Source organism: Bacillus sp. MM2020_4, assembly GCF_011250555.1.
Taxonomy (GTDB): domain Bacteria; phylum Bacillota; class Bacilli; order Bacillales; family Cytobacillaceae; genus Neobacillus.
Genome location: NZ_JAANMZ010000003.1, coordinates 126394 through 138931 on the forward strand (window position 1 = coordinate 126394; position 12538 = coordinate 138931).

Annotated in this window: 10 protein-coding genes; 8 read left to right on the forward strand and 2 right to left on the reverse strand. The window is 40.8% G+C overall.

The window, feature by feature from the left end; genetic code table 11:
- Positions 1-88: 88 nt before the first annotated feature.
- Positions 89-1033, forward strand: a complete 945-nt coding sequence (locus G6554_RS04385) for a DHH family phosphoesterase (protein WP_166239137.1) — start codon at positions 89-91, stop codon at positions 1031-1033.
- 42 nt (positions 1034-1075) lie between these two features.
- Here the strand turns inward: G6554_RS04385 and ytrI are convergent, their stop codons facing one another.
- Together ytrI and ytrH are read right to left on the reverse strand one after the other, a co-directional pair.
- Positions 1076-1576, reverse strand: a complete 501-nt coding sequence (gene ytrI / locus G6554_RS04390) for a sporulation membrane protein YtrI (RefSeq protein ID WP_166239139.1) — start codon at positions 1574-1576, stop codon at positions 1076-1078.
- On the reverse strand, positions 1573-1911 hold the full coding sequence (gene ytrH, locus G6554_RS04395; protein WP_166239141.1) for a sporulation membrane protein YtrH: 339 nt from the start codon (positions 1909-1911) through the stop codon (positions 1573-1575). Before ytrH ends, ytrI begins: the two co-directional genes overlap by 4 nt.
- A 165-nt stretch (positions 1912-2076) precedes the next feature.
- Here ytrH and dnaE point away from each other — a divergent pair, with 165 nt between their 5' ends.
- The 7 genes from dnaE to pyk all read left to right on the forward strand — a co-directional run bounded on the left by dnaE (position 2077) and on the right by pyk (position 12529).
- Positions 2077-5442 carry a DNA polymerase III subunit alpha gene (gene dnaE, locus G6554_RS04400; protein WP_166239143.1) on the forward strand — a complete coding sequence of 1122 codons (3366 nt, stop codon included), beginning with the start codon at positions 2077-2079 and terminating at the stop codon, positions 5440-5442.
- Positions 5443-5556: 114 nt separating this feature from the next.
- Positions 5557-6795 carry an NADP-dependent malic enzyme gene (gene ystJ, locus G6554_RS04405; protein ID WP_166239145.1) on the forward strand — a complete coding sequence of 413 codons (1239 nt, stop codon included), beginning with the start codon at positions 5557-5559 and terminating at the stop codon, positions 6793-6795.
- A 56-nt stretch (positions 6796-6851) separates the two neighbouring features.
- The gene (locus tag G6554_RS04410; RefSeq protein WP_207627519.1) at positions 6852-7430 is read left to right on the forward strand and encodes a FadR/GntR family transcriptional regulator; all 579 of its coding nucleotides are present in this window, start codon (positions 6852-6854) and stop codon (positions 7428-7430) included.
- Positions 7431-7628: 198 nt separating this feature from the next.
- Complete coding sequence (gene accD / locus G6554_RS04415) at positions 7629-8516, forward strand: acetyl-CoA carboxylase, carboxyltransferase subunit beta (RefSeq protein WP_166239149.1); 888 nt, start codon at positions 7629-7631, stop codon at positions 8514-8516.
- A complete protein-coding gene (gene accA / locus G6554_RS04420) occupies positions 8501-9478 on the forward strand; it encodes an acetyl-CoA carboxylase carboxyl transferase subunit alpha (RefSeq protein ID WP_166239152.1) in 978 nt (325 codons plus the stop codon). Before accD ends, accA begins: the two co-directional genes overlap by 16 nt.
- Positions 9479-9763: 285 nt before the next feature.
- A complete protein-coding gene (pfkA, locus tag G6554_RS04425; RefSeq protein WP_166239154.1) occupies positions 9764-10723 on the forward strand; it encodes a 6-phosphofructokinase in 960 nt (319 codons plus the stop codon).
- Between the two features lie 42 nt (positions 10724-10765).
- A complete protein-coding gene (gene pyk / locus G6554_RS04430) occupies positions 10766-12529 on the forward strand; it encodes a pyruvate kinase (protein ID WP_166239156.1) in 1764 nt (587 codons plus the stop codon).
- Positions 12530-12538: the final 9 nt, after the last annotated feature.

A 12538-nucleotide genomic window follows, 5' to 3' on the forward strand; every position in this document is an offset into this window, starting at 1 on the left:
TTGGTTCCTCCAAGTTTCTAAAAATCTTCTATTATTTTAACCTGTATTTAAAAAAAAAGCCATTATTGGTTCATGAGGAGCATTGTCCATGATTGAGCAAATTATCGCAGCAATCGAACAATATGATACCATCATTGTTCATCGTCACGTCCGTCCAGACCCTGATGCCTATGGCTCGCAAGGCGGTTTGGTTGCCATTCTGCAAGAATCCTATCCCGAAAAAAGGATATTTGCGGTTGGGAAAGAAGAGCCGACCTTACATTACATGCGCAGATTAGATGTGATTGAGAATGAGGTATATAACGGGGCATTGGTCATTATATGTGATACCGCCAATGCCGAGAGAATATGTGATGGGCGATACACATTGGGAGATAAGCTTATAAAAATAGATCATCATCCAAACGAAGACCCTTACGGGGATTTGTTATGGGTGGACACATCAGCAAGCTCGTGCAGTGAAATGATCTATGAGTTCTACTTAAAAGGAAAAGATAAAGGACTAAAAATGAACGATGAAGCGGCAAGACTTCTATTTGCCGGGATTGTCGGGGATACGGGAAGATTTCTATTTCCTAGTTCCACAGATAAGACATTCGCCTATGCAGGGGAATTGATTCACTATCATTTTTCACGGACTGAACTATTTGATAGGATGTATGAATTAGAACCAAATATCATTAAGTTGAAGGGGTATGTCCTGCAAAATTTTGAGCTTCAGCCAAACGGAGTTGCTTCCGTCAAACTTACGAAAGAGTTAATAAAAGAATATGATGCAAGGCCCGCAGAGGCATCCCTGCTTGTGGGGATTTTAGGAGATGTAAAAGGAATTATCGCATGGGTCTTTTTTATTGAGGAAGACGATCAAATCCGTGTGCGGCTGCGCTCGAAAGGGCCCGTTATCAATGGAGTTGCAAGAAAGTTTAATGGCGGGGGCCATCCTCTTGCGTCGGGAGCGTCGATTTACTCTTGGGAGACGGTAAAGGATGTTTTGCGGGAAGTAGACGCGGTATGTGAACAGTATTCAAAATAGAAAAGGCGGAACGACCTATTAAAGGAGGGTCGTTCCGCTTTTCTATTCAAACTGTATTTCAAGCTGTATCGATACATTTGTATAAATAACCATTTCTTTTACCTTCAGTTTGTATCTTTTTTCATTGATTTTTACCGGTTTATTTTCAATTATTTTTTTTAGTAAATCCCTGCTTTTATAGACAGTCTCTAAGTCCTTAGCAAGCAATGAACTGAGATCATCCCTTACCGCATTTTCCGTTTCAAGAACACTTAATGAATCCAGTTTGTATTTTTCAAAGTTTGTTATTTTTATATTAAAATTCTGAACAGTCAAGTTTTCGATATTCCGCTTGTTTATTTCCTTATATTCTTCCTGCCATATCTTTTTCTCATTATTTAAATCAACAATGTTCTCCTGCTGCTTACGAATCATTTCGGTATTCTCCTCTTGCCAAACGCCATAAATATATAGAAAAATACACCAGCTGATGGCGCCGCCAACTGCCATCCCAGAAAAAAATCGCTGCCATGCGGGTCGATGATAGTAGGGAGGGATTCTCATGATGATATATGCTCCTGTGTCAGCCAATTTATGATGAGTGCTCCTGTCTGGGCACCGCCTAAGGCAGAAAGAATTAATAAAAATTGTTTAAAAAGATCCTTTGTATCTGCATTAAATAAACCTCTTTCAAAGGTATAAACCGTATCAAACGTCCCGCCAATCGCTGCCACAATGGCCCAGATTCTAAGTGCTGATGACAAGCGGTAGACTGTCGTGAGCGGTGGTTGTCCAGTTAAGAAAGAGGCGATTCCGCCAATTAATGAACCACCAAGCACGACTCCTAAGGCAATAAAATAGCTTTCGATAAAAGCAGGAAAAAAACCAATTTCTTTCATTCCTTCAACCGCCTTCATAGATAATCTCTATTCATTTATATGGACAAAGGTTGGGGAATATGTTATTTGCAAAGCAATAGTTAAAAACGAGAACATATTTTCTTTTTTTGCGATTAAGATTTATAATAAATAATAGATAATAAGATTAAGGAAAGGTGAGGCAAAATGTCTTTTATTCACCTTCATGTATATACTGCCTATAGTTTGTTGACAAGCACCGCGTCTGTCCCAGATTTAATCAAAAATGCAAAGAGTAAAGGTTTTTCGGCGATCGCCTTAACCGACAGAAATGTGATGCATGGAACAATTGAATTTTATAAACTTTGTAAAAAAAATAATCTTAAACCAATTATTGGGCTAACAGTAGATGTGGAAAGTGAAATCACTCCGAACGAATGCTATCCGCTAGTCCTATTGGCTGAAAATGAGGACGGTTTTAAAAACCTTTTGAAAATTTCCAGTGCCGTTCAAACTAAGACTGATCATGGGATCCCATTAAAATGGCTAAAACATTACGCAAAGGGGCTAATTGCTTTAACACCAGGCCTTGAAGGGGAAATTGAACAGTCTGTGTTAAACGGAAACGAGGAGATGACCAGAAAGCTGATTAAAAAGTTAGTTGCCATTTTTGGTAACGGCAGCTTTTTTCTTTCGCTTCAACATCATCAGCTTGAACAGGAAGCGACCATTGGAAAACAGTTTCTCGCTATTTCAAATGAGTTACATGTACCCGTTGTTGCAACCAACAGAGTACATTATTTGGAAAAGGAAGATACGTTTGCGCATGAATGTTTGATGGCCATAAAAAATGGTGACAAATTACAGGATGAGCATCGCGAAAAACTGGACAGTGATCAATTTTATTTAAAAAGGGCTGCGGAAATGGTCGATTGCTTTTCCGAAGTCCCCGATGCACTAGAAAATACGCTGCGGATCGCTAGTAGATGCAACGTAAATATTGAATTAAATAAAACGTATTTACCAACCTTTCCAACCGAAAATAACATGCCGGCAGAGGAATATCTCGAGATGTTATGTGAAAAGGGTCTTCGTGAACGCATTCCCAAGCCAACCAAGGAATATCTTGACAGGTTAGCCTTTGAATTAGCAGTCATCAAGCGGATGAAATTTAGTAATTACTTTTTAATTGTTTGGGATTTTATGAGATATGCACGATCGAAGGGGATTTTAACTGGCCCGGGTCGGGGTTCAGCCGCAGGATCACTTGTTGCCTATGTTTTATATATTACAGATGTCGACCCACTTGAACATAACTTATTGTTTGAACGTTTTTTAAATCCTGAGCGTATTTCGATGCCTGATATTGATATTGACTTTCCCGACCATCGCCGTGATGAAGTAATCGAATATGTGGCACAGAAATACGGAGAACTGCATGTTGCACAGATTGTTACCTTTGGAACACTTGCTGCAAAGGCAGCCCTAAGAGATGTCGGCAGGACCTTTGGGTTAAATTCAAAGGAACTTGAGCAATTATCAAGAATGATTCCACCACATTTAGGTATAGACCTGCAAGGAGCTTACAAAGAATCCGAACCGTTAAGAAGGTTTATCAATGAGACCCCGCTAAACCGTAAACTTTTTGACACTGCGTTAAAGCTTGAAGGTTTGCCAAGGCATACCTCCACGCATGCTGCAGGTGTCGTCATCAGTGAAAAGCAGCTCATTGACTTAATCCCAATTCAACGTGGATCCAACCATGTGTACTTGACGCAATACTCGATGGAATACCTCGAAGAAATTGGGCTTTTAAAAATGGATTTCCTTGGCCTCAGAAATTTATCACTCATTGAAACTATCCTTTCGTCTATTTCCCGAAATACCGGAAGAAAAGTAGATATTGGCCGGGTTCCATTAGATGATCCAAAGACATTCGAAATATTGGCTAAAGGGGAAACAACAGGCATATTTCAGTTAGAATCAGAAGGAATGCGGAAAGTATTAACACGATTAAAACCATCGCGATTTGAGGATATTGTCGCCGTCAATGCTTTGTACCGTCCGGGCCCAATGGAAAATATCCCTCTGTTTATTGAACGAAAACATGGTCGAGAGCCGGTAGTATATCCACACCCGGATTTAGAGTCTATTCTGGAAAATACGTATGGGGTCATTGTCTACCAGGAACAAATCATGCAAATTGCTTCGAAGATGGCAGGATTTTCACTTGGTGAAGCAGATCTTTTACGACGGGCGGTTGGAAAAAAGCAAAAGGAAGTTCTTGATAAAGAGCGAAATCATTTTGTCCAAGGGGCTTTGAAAAAGGGATATAACCAAGGACTTGCGAATGATATATACGATTTAATTGTTAGATTTGCAAACTACGGCTTTAATCGGAGCCATGCGGTTGCCTATAGTATGATTGCTTACCAGCTCGCCTATTTAAAGGCAAATTTTCCGGTCCATTTTATGGCGGGTCTCTTAACCTCGGCCATCGGTAATGACACAAAAATCGCCCAATACATTATGGAGACGAGGCAAAAGGAAATCGTTGTACTGCCTCCATCCATAAATCATAGTACGTACTCATTCCATGTAGAAAAAACGGATGCGATCCGCTTTAGTCTTGCCGCCATCAAAAGTGTTGGGGGTGCCGCCTTAAAGGAAATTTTTCAATCAAGGAAACGTAAAAAATTTGATGACCTCTTTGATTTTTGTATTAGAGTTTCTCAGAAGGCGATTAACCGCAAGACACTTGAATTTCTTGTTCATTCCGGTTGTTTTGATGAATTTGGCGAAGATCGTGCCATTCTGTTGGCAAGCTTGGATGTAGCTATCGAGCATGCCCAGATTTTCAAGCCGGATGATTCCAACCAATTTGATTTATTCGACGATGAAATGATCCCGAAACCGAAATATGTTCAAGTTGACCCGATAAGTTTAGAAAATAAGCTGATATTTGAAAAAGAAGCGCTTGGTCTTTATCTCTCTGATCATCCTATTTCTATTTATGAAAAGAATCTCACCCGGGTTGGGGCATCATTGTTATACCAATTAAGAAGTGATAATAAAAGGGCCATCGCGGGTGTATATCTTTCCACGCTGAAATCGATTCGTACCAAAAAGGGTGATTCGATGGCATTTTTAACGATAAGTGATGCCAGCGGTGAAATGGAGGCAGTGGTATTTCCTACTGTATATAAGAGGTACCAGCCATTATTACGGCAAGGGAACTTTCTACTGATCGAAGGGAAAATAGAAGATCGCGATGAAAAGCGACAATTTATCATTCAGCAGATAACAGAATTAGAGCAGTGGTTACAAACAAAAATGGTAAACCAGCCAGTCTTATATATTAAAATTTCCTCCACTCAGCAAGATCAGCTGGTACTGCCAAAAATAAAGCAGCTATTACAGGCGAGTAAAGGGGACGCTGTGGTTGTTTTACATGATGAGGGGACTAGAAAGTCAGTGAAATTAGGAGCAGAAAACAACGTCAATCCAACCCCTGCGGTCATTCAGCAATTAAGAAATTTACTTGGAGAAAAAAATGTTGTTCTAAAAGATTAATTCTTTACAACTTTTGAAGATATGTTATATTGGTAAAGAGACTTGTGTGGTCTGACCACTAAAGCGGGACGTTTTTAAGTGAGAATGTTTTTATAAATATGAGGGGTGACAGACTTGACTTTACGTGAAGAAGCATTACATATGCATCGGATTAATAAGGGGAAATTAGAGTCGAAATCAAAAGTTCCAGTTAGAAATGCACATGATTTAAGTTTAGCCTATTCACCGGGTGTGGCGGAGCCATGTAAAGATATTTATGAAAAACCTGAAACGGTATACGATTATACCATGAAAGGAAACATGGTTGCTGTGGTTTCCGATGGTACGGCGGTCCTTGGACTTGGTAATATTGGACCTGAGGCAGCACTTCCTGTTATGGAAGGCAAGGCCGTTTTGTTTAAAAGCTTTGCCGGTGTTGATGCGTTTCCCATTTGTTTAAATACAACGGATGTGGAGAAAATTATTGAAACGGTTAAGTTGCTTGAACCAACTTTCGGGGGAGTTAATCTCGAGGATATCGCCGCTCCTAATTGTTTTGTCATTGAGGAAAGATTAAAGAAGGAAGCAAATATTCCGATTTTTCATGATGACCAACATGGCACAGCCATTGTTACGGTAGCGGGTCTTGTCAATGCCCTTAAATTAATTGGAAAAAAGATGACTGAAATTAAAATAGTGGCAAGTGGTGCTGGTGCAGCTGGGATTGCCATTATTAAATTGCTATATAGCTATGGTGTTAGAGATATTATTATGTGTGATACAAAAGGTGCGATTTACGAGGGCCGCCCGCAAGGAATGAACTCAGTCAAAGCAGAAGTAGCCAAATTTACCAATCGCGATAATTTAACAGGCAGTCTCGCGGATGTAATTAAAGGTGCGGATGTATTTATTGGGGTATCCGTTGCAGGAGCACTTACAAAAGAAATGGTGGCATCAATGAATACGGATGCGATTATTTTTGCCATGGCAAATCCGGATCCCGAAATAATGCCTGATGACGCCAAAGCAGCTGGGGCAAAAGTAGTTGGAACCGGTCGCTCTGATTTTCCAAACCAGGTCAATAATGTCCTTGCTTTCCCAGGAATTTTCCGTGGAGCACTTGATGTTCGCGCGACGCATATTAATGAAAAAATGAAAGTAGCTGCAGTAGAAGCCATTGCCGGCCTAATCAGTGAGGACGAGCTTCATGCCGATTACGTCATTCCTGCACCATTTGATCCAAGGGTAGCACCAAATGTAGCAGCGGCTGTCGCAAAAGCAGCAATGGAAACCGGTGTGGCCCGTATTAAGGTAGATCCTGATGATATTAAGGAAAAAACGCAAAGGCTCGCGATAATTGGCAAAAGTGAGTGATTAAGGTAGTGACAAATTCTAAAGTATATTTAGAGATTGTAAAGCAGTTACGAGAAATGATTAGCAGTGATGGACTGAAAACTGGAGATAAGATTCCTTCAGAACGGGAATTGTCGGAGCGCCTGAATTTCGGGCGCTCTTCCGTTCGGGAGGCACTTAGAGCACTAGAACTGCTTGGCTTAATAGAAACAAGGCGAGGCGAAGGGACGTTTATTCGGGACTTCCGAGGTCATCAATTGGTTCAGCTTCTCAGTACATTTATTTTGCAAGATGAAAAAGCAAAGCAGGATGTATTCGAAACCAAAAACTATATTGAGATGGATTGCCTCCGGTTAGCACTGAAAAGGGTCAGCAAGCAGCAGGTTGAATCCCTGCAGGAATGGGTAACTAAAACGGATAGCTTTACGGATGATGAGTTTTTTCAACGAATTATCGAGGTTTCAGATAACCACTTATTCTTAAGAATGTGGTTGATTTTAAAAGAATATTATTATTCATTAGAGGATTATTCTGTAGACTATCAGCGCGAAGACTATCTGGTTATATTGGGAGCAATAGCAGAAAAGAATGAAGAGAAGACACTTTCGGCCTATGGCAAACTACGAAATTTGTCTGACTTTACCGACAAATACTAACAGATTTTGAACTTTTTTTATTTTATAGTGTAAGTTATACAAGCCCATGGAAAAAGGGTATTTTTAATCCCCGGTGGTCTGACCACTTTTAGGAGTTTCTAGGTATGAAGTTACCTTAGGATAGAAAGACTTTTGAATAGCAAAAGATGGAGAATCTTGCCGTTAAGGCAAGGTGCGTTACACTAGGGAGGTTTTAATTTGGCGCTTAAAGATCTTTTTTCAAAAAATCAACCGAAAAAGAAAAAATATGCAACCATTTCAAAAGACATGGCTAAACATGACGTTCCAGAAGGGATTATGACCAAATGCCCTTCATGTAAGAAAATCATGTACACAAAGGAATTAGTGAAAAATGCAAAGGTTTGCCTTCATTGCGGTTATCATTTCCAGATGAATGCAAAAGAGCGAATTGATAGCTTTATTGATGAGGGCAGTTTTGTAGAAATTAATGAAAATATGGTTTCGAAAAATCCACTAAATTTTCCAGACTATCTAGAAAAGCTTGAAAAGGATCGGCAAAAAAGTAAATTAAATGAGGCTGTTGTCACTGGAATGGGGACGGTTAATGGTCAAAAAATAGTTGTGGCGATTATGGATGCTACTTTCCGGATGGGAAGCATGGGCTCTGTCGTGGGTGAGAAAATTACCCTTGCGATCGAAAAGGCAGATGAACTTGCGATTCCCTTCATCATCTTCACTGCATCAGGTGGTGCTAGAATGCAGGAGGGAGCCCTGAGCTTAATGCAAATGGCTAAAACAAGTGTTGCGTTAAAGAGATTTAGTAATAACGGCGGCTTAATTATTTCCATTATGACACACCCGACTACGGGAGGTGTTTCTGCAAGCTTCGCCTCATTGGGTGACTACAACTTTGCTGAACCAGGGGCGCTCATTGCTTTTGCCGGCCGCAGGGTCATTGAACAATCGATTCGTGAGGAATTACCGGAGGACTTTCAAACAGCGGAATTCCTGTTAAAACACGGCCAGCTAGATGCGATTATTTCACGAATAGATTTGGTGGAGAAGATCACGAACATTTTAGATATTCATAATCCGGGAGGTGAACTCGAATGGCAGGGGAATTAGAATTCGAACGACCAATTGTGGAGCTAAGAAAGAAAATCACTGAATTAAAAGAGTTCACAAAAACAGCCGAAGTCGATTTAAGTGCTGAAATTGTTAAATTAGAGACTAGGCTAGTTAAGCTAGAGCAGGAAATATATGAAAATATTAAGCCATGGGATCGCGTACAAATTGCGCGTCTTGCGAACAGGCCGACAACTCTTGAATATATTTCTTTCCTTTTTGAAGGGTTCTTTGAATGCCATGGTGACCGAACGTTTGCGGATGATGAGGCCATCGTTGGCGGTGTAGCTAAATTTAAGGGGCTTCCTGTCACCGTGATTGGTCATCAGCGGGGAAAAGATACGAAGGAGAATATCCGCCGCAACTTTGGAATGCCTCATCCTGAGGGGTACCGCAAGGCTTTACGCTTAATGAAACAGGCGGATAAGTTTAATCGACCAATCATTTGTTTTATTGATACGAAAGGTGCCTATCCCGGTAAAGCTGCCGAAGAGCGTGGTCAAAGCGAAGCGATTGCCCGAAACCTCTTTGAAATGGCGGGTCTAAAGGTTCCTGTCATTTGTATTGTAATTGGTGAAGGCGGAAGTGGTGGTGCCTTGGCACTTGGTGTCGGAAACCGCATCTACATGCTCGAAAACTCAACTTATTCTGTTATTTCTCCTGAAGGAGCGGCAGCTATTTTGTGGAAGGATGCAGCCCTTGCCAAAAATGCGGCCGAAACAATGAAGATTACTGCTCCTGACTTGAAGGAATTAGGAATCATTGATGCCATTATTCCCGAAATCAAAGGCGGGGCACATAAAGATGTGAAAATGCAAGCGACAGAAATCGAAAAAGTGATAAAAGATTCCCTTCAACAACTGCTTAAACTTTCAGAGGAAGAATTAATAGCGGACCGTTATAACCGTTTTAGAACAATTGGCGAATATACGGAAATGAAGGATTATATTGGTGTAAATTAGAGATTGTGCTCAGGTTGAGCACTTTTTTTATGATGTTCACAAAAAATTCATTAAAAAAGTGATGTTTGCGCTTTCAGTTCAAAATAAATCGCTTTCATTTAACTAATTATTCCGTCTATTTTAATTACTGATTTGAATCGGTTGTTATAGGCATTTCTTCATGTTATTTTATTAATATTCAAAGGTTTTATGTAGATAATAAGAGAAGCGCTACTTGCAGTTGATTTTATTTACTTTTTAGAAAAGGTACATAGACTTTCTTAATCAATGATAGAGGTGAATAGGATGAAAAAAATTGGAGTACTTACAAGCGGTGGTGACTCCCCGGGGATGAATCCAGCGATTCGGGCTGTTGTCCGGAAGGCGATTTTTCATAATATAGAAGTTTACGGTATATATGGTGGGTATTCTGGACTAATTGCCGGAAATATAAAAAAGCTTGAACTTGGCTCTGTTGGGGATATTATTCATCGTGGCGGAACGATGCTTCATTCAGCACGCTGTCCTGAATTTAAAAAGAAAGAAGTTCAGCAAATTGGAATTGAGCAGTTAAAAGCCCATGGAATAGAAGGGCTTGTTGTCATTGGCGGCGATGGTTCTTACCGAGGTGCAAAGGCATTAACAGAACAAGGTTTCCCGTGTGTGGGTGTCCCTGGAACGATTGATAATGATATTCCGGGAACAGAACAAACAATTGGGTTTGATACGGCCTTAAATACAGTTATTGATGCAATCGATAAAATTCGTGACACGGCTACATCACATGAAAGAACATTTGTGATTGAAGTAATGGGCCGGGATGCCGGAGATATTGCTTTATGGGCAGGGCTTGCAGGCGGAGCGGAAACCATTTTGATTCCAGAGGAAAATTATGATATGAATGAAGTGGCCGATCGATTACGCAGCGGTCAAGAGCGTGGGAAAAAGCATAGTATCATTGTTGTCGCAGAAGGTGTTTGCAGTGGATACGAATTTGCCAGTCTGCTGCAAGAAGCAACGAACATGGATACGAGAGTATCTGTTTTAGGACATATCCAGCGAGGTGGCTCGCCAACTGCAGCCGATAGGGTGCTTGCCAGTAGATTAGGAGCAAGGGCAGTCGAGCTTTTAATCGAAGGTAAAGGCGGTCGTGCCGTGGGAATTGAAAAAAATAAGCTTGTTGATTATGACATTATCGAAGCCCTGGAAAGAAAACACACGTTAGATCTTGATCTATTCAACCTATCCAAAGAATTATCAATATAAGAAATTAGGTTTAGCCTTTTCTAAAATGGGAGGAAAAAAAGGATGTTACGTAAAACAAAAATCGTTTGTACGATTGGTCCTGCTAGTGAAAGCATAGAAAAATTAACTGATTTAATCAATTCGGGGATGAACGTTGCCCGTTTGAATTTTTCCCATGGGGATTTTGAAGAGCATGGTGCACGGATTCAAAATATTCGTGAGGCGTCAAAGCAAACGGGAAAAACGGTTGCCATCTTGCTCGATACGAAAGGTCCTGAAATTCGAACAAATAACATGCAAAATGGTGCGATTGAGCTTCAGGCTGGAGAAAACGTGATTGTCTCTATGACAGAAGTGGAAGGGACCACCCAGAAATTCTCTGTTACATACAATGAGTTAATTGATGATGTCCATGTAGGCTCTAGAATTCTTTTGGATGATGGATTAATTGGACTTGAAGTAACGGAAATAGATAAGACCGCTAATGAAATTCACACCAAAATATTAAATACTGGCATCTTAAAAAATAAAAAAGGTGTGAACGTTCCAGGTGTTTCAGTTAACTTACCGGGGATTACCGAAAAGGACAGACAAGATATTCTGTTTGGTATTGAACAGGGGGTCGACTTTATTGCCGCCTCATTTGTCCGCCGTGCCAAAGATGTTTTAGAAATCCGCCAGTTATTAGAAGAAAACAATGCCACCTATATCCACATTATCCCCAAAATTGAAAACCAAGAAGGCGTAGATAACATCGATGAAATCCTTGAAATTTCTGATGGTCTGATGGTTGCTCGTGGGGATCTTGGCGTGGAAATCCCGGCAGAAGAGGTTCCACTAGTACAAAAGATGTTAATAAAGAAATGTAATGCACTTGGAAAACCGGTTATTACGGCAACACAAATGCTTGATTCGATGCAGCGTAATCCAAGACCGACTCGTGCTGAGGCAAGCGATGTCGCCAATGCTATTTTTGATGGCACGGATGCGATCATGCTTTCTGGCGAAACGGCTGCAGGTCTTTATCCTGCAGAAGCTGTGCAAACGATGCATAATATAGCTTCGAGAGCAGAATCTGCCTTAGATCATAAGGAAATTTTATCAAGCCGCAGCAAAGATACGGAACATAATCTTACAGATGCAATTGGTCAATCTGTTGCCCACACAGCATTAAATCTTGAAGTGAAATCGATTATTACACCAACAGAAAGCGGTCATACAGCAAGAATGATTTCCAAGTATCGCCCAAAGGCATCGATTGTGGCAGTGACAGCAAATGAACATGTCCGCCGCCGATTACAGCTTGTTTGGGGGGTATATCCGCAGCTTGGTAGAATTTGTACAACCACTGATGAAATGCTTGATATTGCCGTAGAAGAAAGCTTAAATAGCGGGATTGTGAAGCATGGTGACCTGGTTGTCATTACAGCGGGTGTTCCTGTCGGTGAAGCGGGCACAACTAATTTAATGAAGATTCATGTTGTCGGTGATATTCTCGCTAAGGCGCAGGGAATTGGCCGCAGATCAGCATTTGGAAAAGTGGTTATTGCCCATGATGCCAAAGAAGCCTTGGAAAAAGTAAAACCAGGATCGATTCTTGTGACAATCGGATCTGACCGTGATATGGTACCGGCAATTGAAAAATGCGCTGCCCTTATTACCCAAGAAGGCGGCTTAACAAGCCATGCAGCTGTGGTTGGTCTAAGCCTCAGCATTCCCGTCATTGTTGGCGTAGACAATGCGTTAGAATTGTTTAAAGAGGGTCAAGAAGTAACGGTAGACGCAGCTAGAGGAATTATTTATAACGGTCATGCCAGCGTGTTATAAGAAAAATGT

Excerpts from the sequence above, each read along its gene's own strand:
- pfkA (WP_166239154.1), top strand. The coding sequence starts at position 9,764 with ATGAAAAAAATTGGAGTACTTACAAGCGGTGGTGACTCCCCGGGGATG.
- G6554_RS04385 (WP_166239137.1), top strand. The coding sequence starts at position 89 with ATGATTGAGCAAATTATCGCAGCAATCGAACAATATGATACCATCATT.
- accA (WP_166239152.1), top strand. The coding sequence starts at position 8,501 with ATGGCAGGGGAATTAGAATTCGAACGACCAATTGTGGAGCTAAGAAAG.
- ytrH (WP_166239141.1), bottom strand. The coding sequence starts at position 1,911 with ATGAAAGAAATTGGTTTTTTTCCTGCTTTTATCGAAAGCTATTTTATT.
- G6554_RS04410 (WP_207627519.1), top strand. The coding sequence starts at position 6,852 with ATGATTAGCAGTGATGGACTGAAAACTGGAGATAAGATTCCTTCAGAA.
- dnaE (WP_166239143.1), top strand. The coding sequence starts at position 2,077 with ATGTCTTTTATTCACCTTCATGTATATACTGCCTATAGTTTGTTGACA.
- ytrI (WP_166239139.1), bottom strand. The coding sequence starts at position 1,576 with ATGAGAATCCCTCCCTACTATCATCGACCCGCATGGCAGCGATTTTTT.
- pyk (WP_166239156.1), top strand. The coding sequence starts at position 10,766 with ATGTTACGTAAAACAAAAATCGTTTGTACGATTGGTCCTGCTAGTGAA.